21 protein-coding genes are annotated in these 20145 nt (G+C 62.7%); 9 read left to right on the forward strand and 12 right to left on the reverse strand.

Going from position 1 to position 20145, the window contains the following annotated elements; translation table 11 throughout:
* Positions 1–74: 74 nt before the first annotated feature.
* Both rpsE and ACVIN2_RS12885 read right to left on the reverse strand, forming a co-directional pair.
* Entirely contained in the window at positions 75–731 is a 657-nt protein-coding gene (rpsE, locus tag ACVIN2_RS12880; RefSeq protein ID WP_456769707.1) for a 30S ribosomal protein S5, read from the reverse strand.
* A gap of 1157 nt (positions 732–1888) precedes the next feature.
* A complete protein-coding gene (locus tag ACVIN2_RS12885; protein WP_456765896.1) occupies positions 1889–3157 on the reverse strand; it encodes a hypothetical protein in 1269 nt (422 codons plus the stop codon).
* Positions 3158–4279: 1122 nt separating this feature from the next.
* Between ACVIN2_RS12885 and ACVIN2_RS12890 the strand changes: the two genes are divergently transcribed.
* From ACVIN2_RS12890 to ACVIN2_RS12900, 3 genes are all read left to right on the forward strand, one after another.
* Positions 4280–5920 carry an amidohydrolase gene (locus tag ACVIN2_RS12890; protein WP_456765897.1) on the forward strand — a complete coding sequence of 547 codons (1641 nt, stop codon included), beginning with the start codon at positions 4280–4282 and terminating at the stop codon, positions 5918–5920.
* Positions 5921–6062: 142 nt separating this feature from the next.
* A complete protein-coding gene (locus ACVIN2_RS12895) occupies positions 6063–6290 on the forward strand; it encodes a hypothetical protein (RefSeq protein WP_456765898.1) in 228 nt (75 codons plus the stop codon).
* A gap of 105 nt (positions 6291–6395) precedes the next feature.
* Entirely contained in the window at positions 6396–6524 is a 129-nt protein-coding gene (locus ACVIN2_RS12900) for a hypothetical protein (protein WP_007600646.1), read from the forward strand.
* A 26-nt stretch (positions 6525–6550) separates the two neighbouring features.
* Here the strand turns inward: ACVIN2_RS12900 and ACVIN2_RS12905 are convergent, their stop codons facing one another.
* Entirely contained in the window at positions 6551–8035 is a 1485-nt protein-coding gene (locus ACVIN2_RS12905; RefSeq protein ID WP_456769708.1) for an FAD-dependent oxidoreductase, read from the reverse strand.
* A 178-nt stretch (positions 8036–8213) separates the two neighbouring features.
* On the opposite strand from ACVIN2_RS12905, the gene ACVIN2_RS12910 reads away from it, so the two are divergent.
* The 3 genes from ACVIN2_RS12910 to ACVIN2_RS12920 all read left to right on the forward strand — a co-directional run bounded on the left by ACVIN2_RS12910 (position 8214) and on the right by ACVIN2_RS12920 (position 9190).
* On the forward strand, positions 8214–8435 hold the full coding sequence (locus ACVIN2_RS12910; protein WP_456765899.1) for a hypothetical protein: 222 nt from the start codon (positions 8214–8216) through the stop codon (positions 8433–8435).
* A gap of 119 nt (positions 8436–8554) precedes the next feature.
* Complete coding sequence (locus ACVIN2_RS12915; RefSeq protein WP_063993743.1) at positions 8555–8734, forward strand: hypothetical protein; 180 nt, start codon at positions 8555–8557, stop codon at positions 8732–8734.
* A gap of 222 nt (positions 8735–8956) precedes the next feature.
* Positions 8957–9190 carry a hypothetical protein gene (locus tag ACVIN2_RS12920; RefSeq protein WP_027516108.1) on the forward strand — a complete coding sequence of 78 codons (234 nt, stop codon included), beginning with the start codon at positions 8957–8959 and terminating at the stop codon, positions 9188–9190.
* A 471-nt stretch (positions 9191–9661) separates the two neighbouring features.
* Here ACVIN2_RS12920 and ACVIN2_RS12925 read toward each other — a convergent pair whose 3' ends face one another.
* From ACVIN2_RS12925 to ACVIN2_RS12945, 5 genes are all read right to left on the reverse strand, one after another.
* Positions 9662–9952, reverse strand: coding sequence for a hypothetical protein (locus ACVIN2_RS12925; protein WP_456765900.1), 291 nt, complete (start codon positions 9950–9952; stop codon positions 9662–9664).
* Between the two features lie 153 nt (positions 9953–10105).
* Positions 10106–10597, reverse strand: a complete 492-nt coding sequence (locus ACVIN2_RS12930) for an Hsp20/alpha crystallin family protein (RefSeq protein WP_456765901.1) — start codon at positions 10595–10597, stop codon at positions 10106–10108.
* 169 nt (positions 10598–10766) lie between these two features.
* Positions 10767–11639: an RNA polymerase sigma factor RpoH gene (gene rpoH / locus ACVIN2_RS12935; protein WP_456765902.1), complete on the reverse strand. Its 873-nt coding sequence runs from the start codon at positions 11637–11639 to the stop codon at positions 10767–10769.
* Between the two features lie 25 nt (positions 11640–11664).
* Complete coding sequence (locus ACVIN2_RS12940; protein ID WP_456765903.1) at positions 11665–11925, reverse strand: hypothetical protein; 261 nt, start codon at positions 11923–11925, stop codon at positions 11665–11667.
* A 44-nt stretch (positions 11926–11969) separates the two neighbouring features.
* Positions 11970–12521: a TetR/AcrR family transcriptional regulator gene (locus ACVIN2_RS12945; RefSeq protein WP_456765904.1), complete on the reverse strand. Its 552-nt coding sequence runs from the start codon at positions 12519–12521 to the stop codon at positions 11970–11972.
* 115 nt (positions 12522–12636) lie between these two features.
* On the opposite strand from ACVIN2_RS12945, the gene ACVIN2_RS12950 reads away from it, so the two are divergent.
* Complete coding sequence (locus ACVIN2_RS12950; protein WP_456765905.1) at positions 12637–13494, forward strand: oxidoreductase; 858 nt, start codon at positions 12637–12639, stop codon at positions 13492–13494.
* 46 nt (positions 13495–13540) lie between these two features.
* On the forward strand, positions 13541–14542 hold the full coding sequence (locus tag ACVIN2_RS12955) for an NADP-dependent oxidoreductase (protein WP_456765906.1): 1002 nt from the start codon (positions 13541–13543) through the stop codon (positions 14540–14542).
* A 28-nt stretch (positions 14543–14570) separates the two neighbouring features.
* On the opposite strand, the gene ACVIN2_RS12960 is transcribed toward ACVIN2_RS12955, so the two are convergent.
* The gene (locus ACVIN2_RS12960) at positions 14571–15368 is read right to left on the reverse strand and encodes an adenylate/guanylate cyclase domain-containing protein (protein WP_456765907.1); all 798 of its coding nucleotides are present in this window, start codon (positions 15366–15368) and stop codon (positions 14571–14573) included.
* A 116-nt stretch (positions 15369–15484) separates the two neighbouring features.
* On the opposite strand from ACVIN2_RS12960, the gene ACVIN2_RS12965 reads away from it, so the two are divergent.
* Positions 15485–15988 carry a hypothetical protein gene (locus ACVIN2_RS12965; RefSeq protein WP_456765908.1) on the forward strand — a complete coding sequence of 168 codons (504 nt, stop codon included), beginning with the start codon at positions 15485–15487 and terminating at the stop codon, positions 15986–15988.
* Positions 15989–15999: 11 nt separating this feature from the next.
* On the opposite strand, the gene ACVIN2_RS12970 is transcribed toward ACVIN2_RS12965, so the two are convergent.
* The 3 genes from ACVIN2_RS12970 to ACVIN2_RS12980 all read right to left on the reverse strand — a co-directional run bounded on the left by ACVIN2_RS12970 (position 16000) and on the right by ACVIN2_RS12980 (position 20107).
* Positions 16000–17187: an adenylate/guanylate cyclase domain-containing protein gene (locus ACVIN2_RS12970; RefSeq protein WP_456765909.1), complete on the reverse strand. Its 1188-nt coding sequence runs from the start codon at positions 17185–17187 to the stop codon at positions 16000–16002.
* Positions 17188–17328: 141 nt separating this feature from the next.
* A complete protein-coding gene (locus ACVIN2_RS12975) occupies positions 17329–17913 on the reverse strand; it encodes a HutD/Ves family protein (RefSeq protein ID WP_456765910.1) in 585 nt (194 codons plus the stop codon).
* A 103-nt stretch (positions 17914–18016) separates the two neighbouring features.
* Positions 18017–20107 carry an adenylate/guanylate cyclase domain-containing protein gene (locus ACVIN2_RS12980; RefSeq protein WP_456765911.1) on the reverse strand — a complete coding sequence of 697 codons (2091 nt, stop codon included), beginning with the start codon at positions 20105–20107 and terminating at the stop codon, positions 18017–18019.
* Positions 20108–20145: the final 38 nt, after the last annotated feature.

A 20145-nucleotide genomic window follows, 5' to 3' on the forward strand; every position in this document is an offset into this window, starting at 1 on the left:
ACACTAGTGCTGAGGCAAACACGTCGGACGTTCAGCACGCAGACAAATTCGATATTTTATGGGTCGAGACAACCCTACTCCGCCGCTTCTGCGTAGCGACCGCCCTCTTCCATGCGTCGATTCAATACGGATACTTTTATGCCTCGGCGGTCGGCGACGGCTCGCGGCGACTCCTGATGTTTAAGCGCATCGAACGTGGCCCGAACCATGTTGTATGGATTGGATGAGCCGATCGATTTCGCCACTACGTCTTGGATACCAAGTGTCTCGAACACCGCCCGCATCGGACCGCCGGCTATGATTCCAGTGCCGGGAGGCGCCGACCGTAGATATACCTTCCCTGCTCCGTGACGACCGGCAATGTCGTGATGTAGCGTTCGACCCTCACGTAACGGTACGCGAGTCAAATTGCTCTCGGCCGCAGCTGTCGCTTTTCGGATCGCTTCTGGAACCTCGCGCGCCTTGCCGTGACCAAAACCAACCCGACCTTTCTGGTCGCCGATCACGACTAGCGCCGCGAATCCGAAACGTTTGCCGCCTTTGACGACCTTGGCTACGCGATTTATATGGACGAGCTTATCGACTAATTCGTTATCTCGCTCGTTTCGCCCGTCGAAGCGTTCTCGTTTGTCGCGCCTGCGCGTGCCATCGACCCGATTGGCATTCGCCCTTTGTCTAGGAGAAGCAGTAGCGGCGGGCTGCGAACGAACGGTCGGTGCACCTGCATCAATTGATACGGCAACTTTCTCCTGCGCGGGCTCTTTTTCAAGAGCCGCAGCTGCAACGCGCGAAGCGAAATGATCCTCGATTAAACTAGACTTTTTTTTTGAGCCGCTTTCACCGACCGCTGTGCTGTCCGGTTCGGTCGGCGAATTTCCTCTGAATACGTTCACATCTCCTCGCCCGAAGCTGGCCCGAACTCGCGCGACCAGCGAACGCACCGCCGAAAGTGCTTCTTCGGCCTTTCCATCAGCCCGGAATAATTCCGCTAGGACGTCCACATTCGCGTCCAACACTTCCATCGTGCAAGCGTAGCGAGGCGGAATTCTTGCAAGATTGATCACTGCCTTCTTGGCGACCGAGTACGCTTCCTCACGATTGTCCGTATCCATCATTCGGATGAGAGCAAGACAGATCTCCGCGTCGGGACTTTTGGACGACGCTTCCGACAGCGCTTTCACCACCTTCGAACGATTGGACTCGGTTCGATCGGGATAAAGAATTACGCTCTGACCGGCGGCAACGACCCAATCTATCCTGTCTTCGCCTTCCTTGCATCGATTCGCGACCTCGACAGCGGCGACCTCGGCAGCATCCGAAATCCGCACACGCCGGAATGCCCACAGTGCTGCCGGGAACGTAAAGTTGGTCAGCACTCGGGGGCAGAGAAAGTCTCCGGTCCTGCCCTTTAGGATGTCGATGTAGACGAAGATATTTCGATCGATCGGGGCAAAGATCTTCGGACCCTTGTCGTTCGAAACTTCAAAATACGAACTCGAGGCATCCAGTGGGACATTGAACTTAATGAACTTCCCGGCCAACCGGCCGAGTTCGATGTCGGACGGCTTTCCATCTATCCAAACACGACAGTCATGGTCCGGTTCGTGTACCTTCTTTTTCTCGGGAAGCGAAGGCATCCAATCCGCGCTTGAGCCGAGAAGGCTCCTGCAGGCCTCGTAAAAGTTCGTTTTGTGAATATCGACCTTTATCTTGCCTTCACGTCGCGCGCCGTTAGGAGCGATGACACGGACGGATGCTTCCTTCGAAAACCAAGCAGGAAACTCGTCGCTGGTTTGAACAATGCGTTTGCGCGCTTCTCCATCGCTTCCCACGGTCTCGATGAAGAGAAGTGGAGGAGGCGGAAGTGACTCGGATGTAGTTATCATTTTCACCGCGAGACCGTCACCTGCTGATGTGGGATCGTGATAGTCTCTCCGAGCGACCTACTATAAATGCCGCCCGCGTCCCGAACGTCTGCGTTAAAGTCGCCGCACGACACGAGGAATTCGAACGTGGGTGGTTGTGATCCTGGCACTGACACGCCGTTGGACGCGACCGCGCTCGCTGTCGAGGTCAAAGAACAAGCGATCGCGCCGTGCGACATGACATCAACCGCCGACTGCGGCGTCGGACTGTGTATCATCGGGGTGAACTCTCCCGCATAATCCACAAACACAATATCCCTTTCGTCGCCCTTTGCGACCGGCCTGCCAATCGCGTGCATCCACCTGCAGACTAACGCTCTCGCCCCCTCTTCGATACGGTGCATTTTGACATCGTGCCGTCCCCGACCGGGGACATAATCCACTCCAAGCCCCTCAAAAGACTTAACAAATGCACTCGTCGCAACCGGACCGCCCGGGAAGTGGAGGTCAGCCGCGCGGTCGCCGTGATGGCGCATGTCGTCCCAAATGCCCGGACTTTCAGGCGCCACCCCATAAACGACGGCCGCCCGCCTGCTGGCGGGCCACACCGTACCGTCGAAGGCGGACTGGTATCCAGCCCTGCTTGGCTCCCAAACTCGACAGCTGTCGACGAAGCAGAACACCGGCCTTCCGCGTGTCCTGTCGTCAATCCCAATTCTCGTGGTGTTCCAATTAATACCTTCTCTTCGGTTTTCCAGCTTGTCGTCGGTGAACAAGATTTGAACACTACTGCTCTCTTGCGTGCCTTCGATATGGCCGTGACCGACCCAATGAAGGATGCCCGCACCACCTTTCTGCACCCGAGAGCACCAGTTCTGGATAGCAAGGCGAGCATTGGCCCAATTCGGATTTTCGACCGTCTTGGTGCCGGATGGGATCCGAACGGTCACACCGCCGGCTCGATCCCGGTCGCTGGCAACTAGTTCGATCGTACTGAGAGACATCTCGTGCGCGAGTGACTCGTCCTCGTGCCCGATCCAGAAATCGACGATGTCCTGACAGAACGCTTGAGCGTTAAGAAGCGGAGAGTCCTTGTCATCGCCAACGACGACAATAAGGACGTGGAGCGGCCGCCGGCCTTCGAATACATTCTTTTCAAAAACGATCATGACGAACTGACTTACGCACCTAAAGTTCTTGCCGCGAAAATGCTGGACGGATGGCGGGGAGAAATCGACCGGAGGGACTTTGCCGGAAAAGCGACTCAAGCGGTCGCACATCAGCGTGGCCATTCGGAAAGCCTCGAAGCTTCGAATCAAGCTATGCAAAAGCCTACATCCCCAAATCGCAAAGCACCAAGTCTAGTGGCCTTCCTCGCGATTGAGCGTTGGCTTTCCCACAGCCAAATAGGCCGCAGACCGACACGCACGAACCGATTGCATCACCTCCCCGACACACCTTTATCACAAAACCTTCAGAAACAAGCTAATTATTGGCCCCAACGGCGCTTTTTTGGCAGAACTGCGCCAGCCTATTAACTCTGGCTCTAGCCGTCTGAGCTCGCTACTACGAAGTCCCAATGCGAGGAGTCCCCGCCGCTTCAAAAGGTTGGCTTCACAGCGGTAGCCCGCTGAATGCTTCCATGCGCTGCCGATGAGGGACCTCTCGTGAGGGCGATCATATCTCGCGGCTCACCTGGCGTCTGCGGTTCAGATTGCGAGAAACCTCGCCAACCTGCTGGTGAAACGTTGCGTCGACCGTCCTGAGGACCAGTACAACGAGCCACACGAATACCGTGACAATCTCAGCGAATAACCATATCGCTAGTCCCTACGCGCATAGTGCGGACGATCCAATCACGTTGAGCACGGACGAAGGGATCGCATTCCAGCACCTGGTGCTGCGTCAGTAGCGGGGAACGGATAGGAACACGACCGCAACCATCTCGGTGAACTCGAAATGCTTCTGCTGCCCTCCACGACATTAATGCATGCGGACAATCTTCGATGAACGCAAGTTAGAGCGTGACTAGCATAAGTCCACAAGGGAAAGTCTTGAGTGCTTTCTATGTGAGAGCAGAACGGCCCAACATTCAGCTGCACCAGTTTTGCACCAGAAACAGCGCAAACAAACCCTCACGAACGCGAGCGAACTCGAACGAAAAAGCGGCAAAATCAACGAAGCTGTTCGATAGCCGGCCGCTCATAACGGTCTCGTGCAAGTTCGAGTCCTGCCGGGCCCACCAGGAAAATCAAACTTGGGCCTTAACAAATTTTCCAGTGGACCGGCTGATTTTGTTGGTGCCAGACATGGCCAGGACGGCAACACTCCCCGTTGCGACACGCGATGTCCAAGGGCGCATCCGGCGGCGGATGTGTGGCGACGCTTCGGCCTCTCTCATGTCGGAACTGATGATGCGAAAGCTTCTGGCGATTTTGGTGATCTCGTGCTGGGCCGGTTTGGCTTACGCACAAAAGGCCGACCTCATTGTCACGAACGCAAAGCTCGTGACGCTGGATCCCGCATCGACGATCGCGCAGGCTCTCGCAGTCCGCGACGGCAAGATCGTCGCGATTGGCGGCAACGATGCCATGGAAGGCCTGATCGGGCCCGCGACGCGCCGAGTCGATGCAGGTGGACGCACCATCATTCCGGGATTGATCGATTCCCATATTCACGCCGTGCGCGCCGGCCTCACCTACGCAACCGAGGTCAACTGGATCGGCGCAAAGACTATCCCTGAGGCCATGGACCGCCTGCGCCAGGCGGCAACAGCGCGGCCGGCGTCCTGGATCATCGTGGCCGGTGGCTGGAGCGAATTGCAATTTGCGGAGAAGCGGCGGCCAACGCTCGCCGAGGTGATGGCGGCCGTTCCCGACAATCCGGCTTACATCCAGCTGTTCTATGCGGCGGTGCTGATGACGCCAAAGGCGCAACAAGCCCTCGGGATGTCTGCGGATCAGTTGCCGGCCGGTATCACGGCCGCGTCGGGCGACACCACGGGCTGGCTCAACGGCTCCATTGTCAGTATCTCCGCGCTGTTCGATCGGCTGCCGAGGCCGAATTTCGAAGAGAATGTCGCCGGGACGCGGCAGTTCTTCACGGAGCTCAATCGTCTTGGCGTGACCGGGATCGTGGATCCCGGCGGCTTCAGCATTTATCCCAGCCATTACGCCGCTTTGCAAAAGCTCTGGCGTGAGAAATCGCTCTCGGTTCGGGTTGCCTACAGCCTGTTCGCGCAGAATGTCGGCGCGGAATTCGAGGAGTACAAGTCTCTCACGCCGTTCCTGCCGATGGGATTCGGCGACGACATGCTGCGGTTCAACGGACTAGGCGAGCGGATCACCGGCGCCATGTACAACAACAATGCGCCCGACGCGGCCGCCAAGGACAAATTCCGCGAGATCATTCGTTGGGCGGCCAAACAAGGGCTGACCGTCACCATCCACTGGCAGGAAGACAAATCCGTCCATCACCTCCTGGACCTCTATGACGAGGTCAACAAGGAGACGCCGCTCGCGCCGTTGCGCTGGTCCATCGCCCATCTCGACAACACCTCGCCCGAAACGCTCGCGCGCATGAAAGCCCTTGGGGTCGGCTGGACCATGCAGGACGCGATGTATCTCGGAGGCGACCGTATCGTGGCGCAGGCCGGCGAAGCCGCGCGCAGCATGCCGCCCCTCGTCACGGCGTTGCGCATGGGGGTCCATGTCGGGGCCGGCACGGATGCGCATCGGGTCGCATCCTACAATCCGTTCGTGGCGCTGCAATGGATGCTCGACGGCAAGACCGTCGGCGGACTGTCGACGCGCGGCCCGGACGAAACACCCAGCCGCGAAGATGCCTTGCGCCTCTACACCGTGGGAAGCGCGTGGTTCTGCTTCGACGAGACGCGGCGCGGCACGTTAGAGACCGGCAAGCTCGCCGACCTCGCGATCCTCGATCGGGATTTCATGTCCGTCCCCGTCGAGCAAATTGGCGCCACGGCGTCGCTGCTGACCGTCGTGGGCGGTAAGGTCGTCTACGCCGCGGATGCTTTCTCGGGCGTCAGATGAGAGCTGGAGTCCTGAAGGCGAGCATCTGAGCCGGAGAATGAAGGGCGAAGCGTTTTGTGCGGCGCAGCCTGAACCAGGTGGGAGAAGAACTAAATCCCCGATCCGGCATTATCCCCGCGACTCGTTTCGCGGAGGTCTCACGATGGAAGACCAGAATCGGATGACCCTGGTTTTGAGTGCTGTCGCCCTCGCCGTTGCCGTCGTGGCCACGATCACGATGGAGCGCGTCAACATGCCTGCGGTCAGCAACGAGGCAGCTCCCGGAACAGTCGGACTCGCCAGGCCGCACCCGCCGCTGGACCGCGCGGCCGGTGAGCCGATTCAGACGGTCGGCGGCCCCTCCAACGCGAGTATTCGCGTGCGTCCCTGACCGAACGCCGGGATTACGGCACAGCACTCTTGATGATTTCTGCCGCTTTCGCGGGTTCAATATCCTATACAAGGCGCCCGTCCCCCACCGCGGCAGGAGCCATCCATGACCAGTGAAAAAGGCCCGAACATCAAGAAGAAGCAGAAATGCAAGAACTGCGAAGGCAAAGGCCTGCTCAAGAAGGGCGACAAGGTGGTGAAGTGCCAGCGCTGCAAGGGCACCGGCGTGCGGTAATGATGAGGTGACGCCGCCCGGCCGCGCTAATTCGTGCAGACCCCGCCGGCAAAGTGCTTCTCGACGATGTACTTCGAATGCACGACGATCGGCTCGACCAGCTCGAAATCGGTCGCGCCGCCGACGTAGAACGTGCGGTCTTCGCCCTGCATGCGGGCGAGGTCGGCATAGATGCCGGTCTTGATCTGGTCCGGCGTGAAGTGCTGGAAGTAGGTGAACTCGTCGAACGTGTGCCAGCGCGGCTGGCTGGTGTCGATCGTGCCGCCGAGCAGTTTGGTCAGGCGCTTGACCTCAGCGATGACCTCGTCGCTGGTCTGCTTGTCCCTGGGGCGGGTGTAGAACTGCGTGAACATGTTGCCGCTGTCCTGAAACTGCCGCGCGACCGCCCATGGCGTGCCCTGTTCGGTGAGCGGCAGCACCGGCGCGACCGGCGCCTCCATCTTCATGTCGATCCAGAACGTCGTCATGCAATACGGATTGAACTTGATCTCGCGATTCACGTTCTGCTCCGCGGCATTGGGAGCAAGGCCGAGCTGCGCGAACACGTCCGTCGTCAACGGACAGGCGAGCACCAGATAATCATAGAGCTTGCTGTCCTTGACGATCTTGAGGTCGTTCAGATCCTGCTCGGGATACTCCATGTCGATCCGGACGCCGGCGGCCGTGCGCTCGATCTTGGTGATGTTGACGTTGAGCCGGACGTTGAGGCGCCAGGACACCCGTTCCCACAGCCGCTGAAACCCGTCGGTGAAGCGCCGCGGCCAGCTCCCGATGATCCAGTTGACCGGGCCGAGCCCGAACACCATCGGGAAGAACGTCCGGACCGACATGTAGCGCAGCGCGTAGGGCGTCGCGATGTCGTCGAGCTGGCCGTAGCCCATGATCGTGATCGGAAACTGGAACAGGGTGGCCAGCGGCATCAGATCCTGTTTTGCGAGCCAGGACTTGAAGTCGACGCAGAGCTCGGGGCGCTCGTGGATCTTGTCGAGATAGTCAGGCGCGTCGATGACGCCGCTGAGCTGCCACCGGATATAAAGATATCGAACCGCCGCCCAGAGGAATGTCCACACCGAGATCGTGGACTTGGTGTAGGGATCGTAGAGCACGGCCTTCATGAGCGATCGGTACGTGAAGCTGTTGCCATCAGGCGCGATGTCGATCGAGGTATAGGGCTCCTCGGCATAGGTGGTCGCGCCGACCTCGGCCGCGATCGCCAGCGTCTCCTGGTAGGCCCAGGTGACGTAATTGGCACCGAGGTCATAGCTCATGCCGTCGACCGTGAGACTCTTGCAGAGCCCGCCGATCTGGCCGAGCTTCTCCAGCACCGTGACGTTGTGAAACCCGTTCTTCGACAGGAACCATGCGGTCGACAGGCCCGTCGGGCCCGCGCCGATGATTGCAATGGTCGCGCGTGGCAGTCGACTGCGTCGATGCGGGTCATGGGTTTTCCAGGGTGAAGCGCGGATGTGTCGGGCCGATCCCGGGACGATGACGCCGTGACGCGGCGGTATCGTTCAACTTGAGATCGACAATGAGCCGTCATGCATACTGCTGGTTTTCCAGCAATCGCGCAAGCTCTGGTTGTGGTTGATTCCGCAATCGCGCAAGTGGGGCGGTCTCGGCGAGTGCAACCTCGATTGGCACTTCCTGCGGCAAGGCGCGTTGCGGTCTTTTCGATGGAGATTGCAGATGACCAAGACCGACGCGCAAGGCGCCAAGACCGGGACATCGACCGGGACATCGCCGACGGGTTCGGCAGCGCTCAACCCCGGCGATGAAGCCGCACCGGGAACGACGGGCACGGGCGAAGATGTGTGCCCCGATTGCCATGGCAAGGGGCGGATCGACGGCGCGCCCTGTGCGACGTGCGGCGGGAGCGGGACCGTGATCCGGGCCGTCGGCGGGGCCTGAGCAAAGCGCGGGAGCGCGGTGCTTGAGCCAGGCTGTGGCTTTCGATCGCAGCTTCATTGTTCCAGCAACGAACAGCCTGCATCCGTGTTTTCGGGATGCGAGACATAATGAGGCGCGCCATGACCAGGGATCCCGGACTGAAGCCCGACGATTTTCCCATCGAAGCCGACAAGGACAAGCTCAGGACCCACAAGGGCGAGCCGGTCGCCTCGGCCGAGTCGGAGAAGATCGCGGATCAGATCGCCGAACGGCTGAACGAGCATGCCCACCAGGAAGAGCAGGATCGTTGGTCGGCCTAGACGCTTCGCCTTGCCGGCCCCCATCCGGAAACAGCAACGGCCGATAGGAACGGCGTTGTAGGAACGACCTGGGGCTGTTGCGTATTGGGCCGCGCCGGGTCCTTGCGATTCCGGCAATGGCGGCCTCGGCTCGAAGCCCCGCCCCCGGGCCACAGGCCGGGGCCGCCTGATGGGGATCAGCCCGTCATCTCAACCCGTCATGGAGCAACTGCGCGAGAGACCATGGAGGCGCCCACACCAGGGATGCAAAACCCGCTTCGACAGGCGCGGCTCTACGGCTACCTGATCGAACGCGAGGGCGCGCTGTTTCATCCCGGCGGCAGCCACCCGCTGTGCAGCGCAGGCATGACGCGACGCATGATCGAGGCGGGCTGGCTCGTGAAAGCCGGCGATCGCTACGAGCTGACGCCGCAAGCGCAGGAATTGATCGCCCCGGGCGCGATGAGTCCGGGATGACTTAATCGTCGCTGGTGCGGATTTCCGCGCCCACGCAGGAACAGGTGCGTGCCGAGATCTTTGCCTCGGCACGGTATGTGACGACGTCAAGCACAGGAGCGGACATGAAAAAGCTGGTTCTCGCAGGGCTGGTTGCGGCTCTCGCATTTTCCCCTGCCGCGTTCGCGCAAGGCGGCGCGGGTGCGTCCAGGACCGGGTCGAGCATCGACTCCTCAAGCACCGGCGGCGCGACGGGCGCGGGAGCCTCCAGCCTCAACACGTCATCGGACAACAATGGCGGCGGGGCGAACGCACCGGCCAAAACGTCAACGACGCGGCCAGGCGACAACGACACAAGGCAAACGCAAGGAGGCCAGCAGGCCATGCCAGGTTCCGGCTCCACCGGAGCGAGCCGCAAATAGGCGCGCCGCGAACGAGTGACCGATTGCGCTCACGCAGGAAGGCCCGGACGATGGTCCGGGCCTTGTCTTGTCACCACCATGGATCCCAATAGGGCGGCGGCGCGTAGGCGTAAGGCACATAATAGGCCCGCCGCACGTAGCGCGGTCCATAGTAGCCGTAGGGCGGGCCATAGTAGCGCGGGCCATAATAGGTATCGGCCGCGAGCCCGGCCGCAAGCGCACCGGCAACAAGACCGAAGCCGATGCCGGGGCCTCCCCAATGGCCGTGCCAGCCGCCGCGCCAGCCACGGGCTTCCGCCGGCGACGCGGCCGCCACGAGCAGCGTCGAGATCATCGTCAGGACCAAAGCAAGTTTCTTCATATGCGACTCCCAAAACTTGGAAACCGACCGCAAAACGCCAGACCGGAATTGAAGTTTCCGGGCGTTCCGAAAAATTTTGCAGCGAGCCGACGAACGCGAATGCGGCCCCCTGCCGGACGCGGGCGAGAGCGCTGGCTCCCGCCCGCTTCATGCTTACTTGCCGTTGATCGCGATCCGCCTCACCTTCTGCTGTGCCGCCGGTGACTTCGGCAGGGTGACGGTGAGAACGCCGTTGTTGAAGGAAGCGGCGACCTTGTCCTGATCGACGTCATCGACCGGAATGCGCCGCTCGAAACGGCCATAGTAACGCTCGCTGAAGAGACGCTCCTTGTCTTCCGTTTCGCTCTTCTTCTCGCCGCTGATCGTCAGCACGCCGTTTGCAAGTTCGACGTTGACGTCTTTCTGTTCGAGACCGGGAAGCTCGGCGACAACCTTGACCTCCTTGTCGCTCTCGTCGAGTTCGACGTTCGGCCAACCCATCGCGGTCGAGGAGCCGAACGAACTGAGGTCAAAGCTGCGGAAGGCGTCGTCGAACAGCCGGTTCATCTCGCGGTGAAGCGCAAGCAGCGGGTTGCCGGCTTCGCCGCGCTGAACGGCCATGCTGCGTGAGCCGTTGTTCCACGGAATCAGATCGCGTAGTGCCATTGTCGTTTCTCCTTCTCTCCTCTCTCGATTGTCGATTAGCGCAGCTCGGCGCGCGGCGAAGGCCACGCACCGGCGCTGCAAAGCCCAGACGATCAGCTCGTCAGGCACCTGCTTGTGCTCGATGTTTCGGTCGGGGTTGCCAAAAGAATTAGGAGGCGGCGATTTGGTTTCAAGAGGTGGCTGCCAAGCGCCCCCCGATGGCAGCCCGAACTTTTTCGAACGCGCGCATTTCGATCTGCCTCACCCGCTCGCGTGAAACGCCATGCCGTGCCGCGAGTTGCTCGAGTCTCAGCGGCGGCTCGGAGAGCCAGCGCGCCTCGAGAATGTCGCGCTCGCGCGGCTTGAGGACGTCCAGCGCGCCGGCGAGGGCTTCACGCCTCCGTCTGGTTTCTTCCCGCTCGGCGTATTCGGCTTCAGGACTGGACGCGGGGTCGACGAGCCAGTCCTGGACTTCGCCGCCGTCGGCGTCGCGCACCAAAGTATTGAGCGACAGGTCGCCGCCGAGGCGCCGGTTCATCTCGATCACGTCGTTCTCCTGCACGCCGAGCCGCCGCGCGATCTGGCTGGCGTGCTCGGGGCGGAGATCACCATCCTCCAGAGCGGAGATTTCCGCCTTGGTTCTGCGAAGCTTGAAGAACAGCTTCTTCTGCGCGCCGCTGTTGGCAATCTTGACCAGCGACCAGGACCGCAGGATGTATTCCTGTATCGACGCCTTGATCCACCACATCGCGTAGGTCGCAAGCCGAAAGCCGCGCTCCGGCTCGAAGCGCTTGACGGCGTGCATCAGGCCGACGTTTCCTTCGGAAATGATGTCCGCAACCGGCAGGCCGTAGCCGCGATATCCCATCGCAATCCTGGCAACGAGCCGCAGATGGCTTGTGACCAGATGATAGGCTGCCTCACGGTCGCCGTGCTCGAGCCATAGCTTCGCGTACGCCATTTCCTGGTCGGGCCGCAGCATCGGAAACTTGCGAATTTCCGCCAGATAATGTGTCAATCCGCCCTCAGGCGACAGCATCGGAACAGTTGCAGTGCTTCCCATGGCCCACCTCTTCGAGTTTGTCTGCTTACGCTCCAAAATCGACATGACCAAAAATGGCTTCGGCCGACGATGTTACGACCGGTCGGGCCGGCGCGTGAGTTTGCGGCGGCTCTGGCCGCGTCACGAGATAGAGCTCGCCCGCCACCAATAGGAGGGCAGCGACGGCCAGGGCCAACATGCCGAGCACCAGATCGCTGTCATCATCCATGCGCGTTCGAAACGTATGTCGATGTCGAAAGATCGGCAGCCATTGCCATTGGCTATCCGCGACATCGAACGTCGACACCGGAATTTTGTTCCGGACTTTTGGCGTCCCGCCGAGACGCGTCCTCACCCTCCCAGCGACTTCCTCGTCGCGCGAAGAATATCGTCCGACAGCTTGGGATCGTCCACGGCCCGGGCGAGCACGAGGGCGCCCACCATGGAGGCGGCGGCTGCGAGCGCCTTGTCCTCGCGCTGCCGCGGCTTCAGCGTGGAGGCCATCCGGCTGCTCAGCAGGGCGATCGTGCCGCGCACGCCGGCGGTGAAGCGCTGCCTCAGGCCGCCGCCTTGACGTGACACTTCACAGGCGAGCGCAGCGAACGGGCAGCCGGCGGCGGGATCGTCGCGATGCCCCGGCGAGAGATATTCCGAAAGATAGTCCTCGAGCGCGAAGGCCTCGGGCAATTCCTCCCCTTTGGCCTTGATCGCATGGGCCACGGCTTCCTCGACCAGCCGCTCCTTCGAGCCGAACTGACTGTACAGGCTGCCGTGGGTCATCCCGGCCGCCTCGGCGAGCGCGTCGACACCGACGCCGGCGATGCCGCGCTCCCGCAGCAGCCGCGAGGCGGTCTCGAGAATATGCTCGCGATTTTTGGCAGCCTGTTCCTTTGAGACGCGCATGGGACCGATCCTCGGATACGGGGCTTGACTTTTATAATTACGATCGTCATGTATATCAATAGTTACGACCGTAATCAAACGATTTCAGGCCCGCTAGTGGCGTCGGAGAGGCATTATGAACAGGATTACACCGAAGATCGCGCTGGTGACCGGCGCCTCCTCAGGCATCGGCCAGGCCACGGCGGAGCGGCTCGCCAACGCCGGCTACAAGGTGTTCGGCACCAGCAGGCGGGGCGCGCAGGCGGGCAAGCAAGCCTTCGAGATGCTGGCCCTCGACGTCACCAGCGATGCGTCGGTGGAAGCCGCCGTCGGCGAAGTGATCCGGCGCGAGGGCCGCATCGACCTGCTCGTCAACAACGCCGGCTTCGGCGTTGCCCCCGCCGGCGCGGAAGAGAGCTCGATGGAGCAGGCGCGCGCGATTTTCGAGACGAACTTCTTCGGCCTGATCCGGATGACGCGCGCCGTGGTGCCGCACATGCGCCGCCAGGGCAATGGCCGCATCATCAATATCGGCTCGGTGCTCGGCTTTCTGCCGATGCCTTACGGCGCGCTCTATGCCGCGACCAAGCACGCGGTGGCGGGCTATTCGGAATCGCTCGACCATGAACTGCGCACGCGGGGCATCCGCGTCTCCGTGGTCGAGCCCGCCTACACCAAGACGCCGTTCGACGCGAACTTCATGGAGCCCGACGCCACGCTCGAGGAATATCGCGAGGCGCGCGCCGGCGTGACCAAGCGGGTGAACGAGGTGATGGCGACGGCCGAAGAGCCCGGCGTGGTGGCCGAGACTGTGCTGAAGGCCGCGAGCGCGGCGCGCCCGCAGCTCAAATACGCGGCCGGCAGCCTTGCGAAGCGCCTGCGGTTTCTACGCAGATTTGCGCCCGCAGCCCTGGTGGATGCCGGGCTTCGAAAGGATTTGCGGCTCGACGTGGTGGCGGCGCCACAGCCCGCCCGCACTGCGCGGGCTTTCTGACGGCCGCAAACTGCCAGTGCGAAGAACCCTCGGACTAAGAGAAAAAATGAGAGCCCTCATCTTCAAGCGCTACGGCAAGCCGGACCAGATCGCGTTGGCCGACATCCCCCGGCCGACGCCGAAGCCGAACGAAATCCTGGTCCAGGTTCACGCCGCGGGCTTGAACCCGATCGACAACATGATTCCGAAAGGAACGTTCAAGCCGATCCTCAAGTTTCAGCTGCCGGCCACGCTGGGCAGCGATCTCGCGGGCATCGTCGTCGAGGTCGGAAACGGCGTGACCCGCTTCAAGCCCGGCGATGCCGTCTTTGCCAGCATCTTCGATCTCGGCACCGGCGCTCTCGCCGAATTCGCGATCGTGCCGGAGGATGCCGCCGCGCTCAAGCCGCCAAACCTGGACTTCGTGCAGGCGGCCTCGATCCCGATGGTCGGCCTGACATCGTGGCAAGCGCTTAGGGAGCGCATACGTCTCAAGCCAGGCCAGAAGGTGTTCATTCCCGCGGGCGCCGGCGGGATCGGCACATTCGCGATCCAGCTCGCGAAATATCTCGGGGCAAAAGTGGGGACGACGACCAGCACTGGAAACATCGATCTGGTGCGCCGCCTCGGGGCTGACGAGGTGATCGACTACAAGACCCAGCAATTCGAGGCGGTGCTGCGGGACTACGACGCGGTGCTGGGTACGCTCAGGGGCGACGCGGTCGAGATATCGCTTCGAATCCTGAAGCGGGGGAGCAGGATTGCTTCGCTGGTCGGGCCGCCGGACGCCGCGTTCGCGCGCGCCCGCGGGATGAACTTCATCATGGTGTTCCTGTTCGGATGGCTGAGCCGCAAGATCATTCGCCAAGCCGGCAAAATCGGCGCGGACTATTCGTTCGTGTTCGTGCACCCGGACGGCAACCAACTCGCCGAGATCGGCGAGCTTCTCAAGGCGGAGCACATCCGGCCGGTGATCGACAAGGTCTTTCCGTTCGAACAGGCGAAAGAGGCACTGGCCTATCTCGCAAAGGGACGGGCCAAGGGGAAAATCGTCGTCCAGATGAGATGAGGGCGTGGATGCGGCCCGCCCAATCGCCTCAGCCCTCGACCCGCCACAGCCGCCATCGCTCCGGCACGCCCTTCAGCTGATGCACGCCGTGATCCCTGAAGCGGATCTCGGACTGGGTCGTCATCAGCTCCTTCACCGCGCTGGAGACCAGAACTTCGCCGGCGCGCGCCTTTGCGGCGACGCGGGTGCCGATGTGGAAGGCGAGGCCGACCGCCTCAGTGCCGCTCACGGTGTATTCGCCGGCATGCAGGCCGACCCTGATCTCGAGGCCGAGCGTACGCACGGCCTTCTGGATCGCGGCCGCGCAATTGATTCCGGCGTCCGGCGTCTTGAACGTCGCCAGCACGCCGTCGCCCGTGGTCGTGACTTCCTTGCCGCGCGAACTCTTCAGCTCCTTGCGGACCGCCGCGTAATAATGACCCATGATCTTGGTCCAGCGGACATCGCCGAGCTTTGCGGCTTTTGCGGTGGAGCCGACGATGTCGACGATCAGGATCGTGGCGAGCGCCCGCTTGAGCTCGGTGTTGCCCGCGGCCGGTCGGCGCCGGAGTACGATCGCGCCGGCCAGCGGTTCATAGCGATGGTTGCGGCGCCGCGCGATCGCGGCCTTTGCGTAGTCCTGGGCACGCTGCGCGCTGCCGCAGCGAATGGTCTTCTCCTGCGGCAGACGGGTCCAGTAGACCTTTCGTCCGTCACCGGCGCCCTGGACCTCCACGGCGCCCCATTTCAGGAGGATCGCCGTGCCGACGCGCCGGACGCACCACGCTTTCGACGTGTAACCCGATACGTTCGACTGATGGATTCCGATGCGGAGGAATTTTGGCATGAACGTGCGGCCGATCGAAGCAACGTTTGGGCTACCCAGGGTCAAGCGTAGTGACACACTCGCGCATTGGCAATACGATCCGCCGCCAACACCTGTTCATTTGAAACCAGTGCAATATGCAAAGCCATTTTCGCGCTTTTTGTGAAGCCGCCCTGTTGTCAGCCACACTCGCAATCGTCGCCTTGCCGGACATGGCGCGTGCGCAGTCGGGGAGCGCCGGCGGCAGCATCGGCAATGACGAAAAATCGCTGTCCGGTTCGCGCGCGACGCCGCGGGCAACCGAGCCTTCGAAGCCGGCACGACGCAGCAAGCCCGCGGACGACGAGCCACGCCGCGCGCCGCAAAAGAGCGGCGGGGGCGGCAATCTCGACGGAGCATGGGTGCTGACCAGTGTCGGCGCGTCCTGCGGCACCTCCACGGACACGGTGGTCATCACCGGCGGCAAGCTGGTGGGACAGTACGGCACCGCCCAAGTCAGTCCGAACGGCTCCACCTCCGGCGTCGGTGCCGCCGGAAGCCTGAGTTGGACCATGTCCGGGCGATTTTCAGGCCGCAGCGGCTCCGGTACGTTCCAGCGATCCGATGGATGTGTCGGAAGCTGGACCGGATCGAAACAGTGATGGTCCTTGCCTCAACCCTGATACGCAAACAGCTCGATCGGCTCGCTGAAGCCGCGCACACCGTGCTCGCCAACGCGCTCCAGATCGAACTGGCCGCCGACGAGATCGGCGAAGTCGCGTGACAGCAGCACCGTCTTTCCCAATTGCTTGGTCAAGGCTTCGAGGCGCGAGGCCATGTTGACGGCGGGACCGATCACGGTGAAGTCGAGTCGGGTGGACGATCCGATATTGCCGTACATGACGTCGCCGACATGGACGCCGATGCCGTAGTTCAGCGGCGCGCGGCCGGTGCCGTCGTTGCGCGCGTTCAACGCGATCATGGCCTGACGGGCTTCGGTCACGGCATGCAGCAGGTTTGCACCGGCATTGGGCTCGCTCAAGGGGAAGATGGCGAGCAGGCCGTCACCGATGAATTTCAGGATCTCGCCGCCATGCCGCGCGATCGGCTCCGACATCGCGTCGAAATAGTCGTTGAGCAGATCGATGACGTCATCGCGCGGCCAATTGTCGGAAATCTTGGTGAACTCGCGCAGATCGCAGATCATGATCGCGGCGCGCACCGTCGTGCCGGTGCCGCGCCGCGTGGCGCCGGCCAGGATGAGCTCGCCGGCATGGGAGCCGACATAGGTCTCGAGCAGCGTTCGCGCCAGGCGATTTTTGATGCGGATCTCGCTGACCAGCGCCAGCACCGGCAACAGGTTCTTGAGGGCGGCGACATGGGCGTCGTCGAAGCCGCCGGGCCGGTTGGTCGCAAAAGTGACGAGATGGCGCTTGCCGAGCGTATGATAGAGCGGCCAGGCCACATAGTCGGTCAGACCCTGCGCGCGCATCTCGCGATAGAGCGCGTGCTTGCGGCCGAGCGAGGGGTCGCCCTCGAGATTCTCGCGCACCTCGGTTGCGCCGTCGAACATTTCGTTGGCGGGACTGCCGATGTATTCGGACCGCTCGCGGACGTCGTAGTCGACCCGCGCAATCTCCGCCTCGCGCATGCCGTCGGCCCACATGAAGCGGGCGCCCAGCCATTGCGGATGCTGGATCAGCACGTGAACCGTCGACCGCGCCAGCGGAATGCCGGCCTGCTGAAGCCGGATGCACATCTCGGCAAAGATCTTGTCGATGAAGCGCTCGTCGCGCGTGCCGTTGATCAGCCAATCGACGACGCCGTCGGATAGCGTGGCGTTCTTGTCTCGCGAGGTCATATCTGCCCGTTCATATCGTGGCTGCCCATATCGTGCTCTGGGCAGCGGCTGCATCAGGGCAGATATCGTGCCCCGGCGCGACGGCGTCAACCTAGCCAGTTGCACGGATTGTGCGCACCGCTCCGACGGCCGGAACGCGGTTCAGCCGACGATTTGAATAGAGCTCAGCACGGCCAGCCCCGACACAAGCGCAAGCGTCGACGCCCCCGTCAGTTCGACCTTCAACGTGTTCTCGTGCGAAATCGAAAAATCCGTGCCGTCGAGACGGATGCCGCAGTCGCCGCGCGCCGCATAAATCAGATGCGTGCCGGCGGACAATCGCTGCTCACCGGGCGCCTTAAGCGCTTCGAGCTCAAGCGCCACCGCACCGCGCCGGCCCATCAAATTCACCACCTCGACTGGCCCTTCCTCGAGCCTGGTCACGATCTCGAGCTCGCCGGTGAAGCGCACCGTCGTGAACGGCTCGCGCTCGTCGAATTCCTGGGTGGGCGATTTCAGCACCAGCCCGCGGCCGCCGACCACCATCTGCAAACGGTCGATGCCGGGCATATGGGAGAAGGGACCCGGCGCCACGATCGGCGTGGCCGCGAAGCGCCACAGCAGGCTGTCCCAATCCTTCACATTGGACTCAGCGCGATGGGCATCCGCGATATCGGTGAAGATGCCGCCGCCGTTCTTCCAGGGCGAGCGAGCGTAGTCTTCGGATTTCAGCAGTGTGGTTTTCATGTCTTCAGGTGGTCCGGGAGCGCAAGAGGGCGGGTGTCAGTTGCGTATCATGCAGATAGAATTGTAGCCAGCTCGCTTCCCGCAGCACGCCAATCTTTCGCGACTACTTCGTCGTCAGTGCCGCGACCGGGCGCCACGCAAAATCAGGCGCGCTCTCAACCAACTGCCGGCAGCGATCGCGCATCAATTCAGCCGGGCGATCCGCGCCGCGCGTGTTCAGCACGGCTTCAAAATCAGCAAGTGCAGCCGCAAACCGGCGCGCGCGATAGTTCGCGAGGCCCTGTTCGTAGCGGACGATCCAATCGAGCGTCTCGCCGCCGTCCTCGCCGACGAGTCCGACCAACTCGTAGACCGCAAACCCCTCCTCGCGTCCGTACACGGCGATGCTGTCGATCTCGCGCGTGACGATGGCGCCGCGCGCGAGACGTTCGGTCGCTTCGCCAATGAGGATTTGCGTGCCGTAGGACTTGTTGGCGCCCTCGAGGCGGCTTGCGACGTTCACGGCATCGCCGATCACGGTATAGTTCAGGCGGAGCTCCGAGCCGATATTGCCGACCAGCATGCGGCCGGAGTTGATCCCGATCCTGATCTGGAGCGGCTGGCCGAGATCGTCGGCAAGGCCCGAGGCCGCGATTGCCCTGCAACAGCCGAGCGCCGCGCGGCAGCAGCGCAGCGCGTGGTCGGCCTGCGGCTGCGGCGCGCCCCAGAACGCCATGACGGCGTCGCCGATAAACTTGTCGATGGTGCCGCCATTCGCGACAACGGCCTCTGAGGCGAGGTCGAGATAGCGCGACAACAGCGGCACCACGCGGTCGCCGAGCCGCTCGGACAGCCCGGTGAAGCCGGCGATGTCGACGAACATCACGCTGAGCTCCTGCATGCTGCCACCTGGCCTTGCCTCGACGCCCTGGCGCAACAGCGAGCGGACCAGATCGGCCGGGATGAACTTGCGAAACGCCGACAGGCCGGCCGCCATCTCGGCGATCGCGCCCGACAGGCTCGCGATCTCCTTCAACCGCGAGGGATGGCGGCGGACCTGCTCCAGCGCGAAAGCTTCAACGTGACGCAGCTCGCCGACGACGCGCGACAGCGGCGCGGCGATGACGGAGCGCGCCAGCATCGCTGAGGCCAGCGCCGCGAGCACGGCGCCGACGGCAAGGCCGAGGATCAGGCGGCGCAATGTCGTCTCGACCGGACCAAGGAACTCCGCCTCGGGGATCACGGTCGCGAGCGACCAGCCGGGAAACGGCAGCGGCGTGAGCGCCACTTCGTAAGCCCCGCCAGCCGACGTCAGCCGGCTTCGCCAAGCTTCCTTGCGGCCATCCTCGCCCGCCTTCACGAGTGCCATCCGCGCCAGCGGCAGCAGCGTCGTATCGCCCTTCGCAACGTGCAGCTCGTCGGCGTCCTTGTCGGGCGCCGCGATCAGCTCGCCGCTGCCGTCGATGATGAAGGCCGTTCCGGTGCGCCCGACCTCGAGCTGCGACAGGAAGCGTGCGAGCCTGGTGTACTCGATGACGATGGCGAGGACGCCCTGCCGCTCCTGGTAGACATCGATCGGACCGGCAAAGGCAATCGACGGCCGCTCGCCGGTCGGATGGTCCATGACCTTGAACCACTCCGGCTCCCCGGCCGCCAGCCCGGTCTTGAACCAGGCGCGATCGGCGACGCGAAAATCGGTCGGCTCGAAACGGCGATTGGCGAATTCGATATCGCCGGGCACCACCTCGTATTCGTCGATGCGGCGCTGGCCGGCATGATCGGTCAGCGAGATCTCCATCATCTCCAGGCGGTGGTCGCCGAGCTTGTGCGCGGCGAAGAAGGTCCCGTCGGGCCAGCCAAAGGCGACCCAGGAGATCGTCGCCTGCGATTGCAGTTGCGACAGGAACACGAATTCGCGCTTGTCGGCCTCGCGGGTGTCGAGCACGTTCTGGAGGAACAGGGTGCGGATCGCGGTGTGGGCGGCACGCGCCTCGTCCACGATCGCGGCGACCTCCTTGCGGACGGCGGCCACGATCTGCTCGTTGATGGTCGATGCGAGCTGCCGGCTCGCCGCCTCTGCCGTGCGCCACCACAACAGGCTGGAGAGGGCGGCGGTCAAAAGGATCGCGGTCAGGACCAGCGCCGAGACGGCGAGCCGAATGCTGACCGTCAGCTTCGCGAGCGCGCGCAGGTGCCGTCCGGGATCGACATTCATCGCTGTTTCCGTTCTCCGGCAAAGCGGCGACTGGCCAC

Source organism: Bradyrhizobium sp. USDA 3650 (assembly GCF_054057395.1).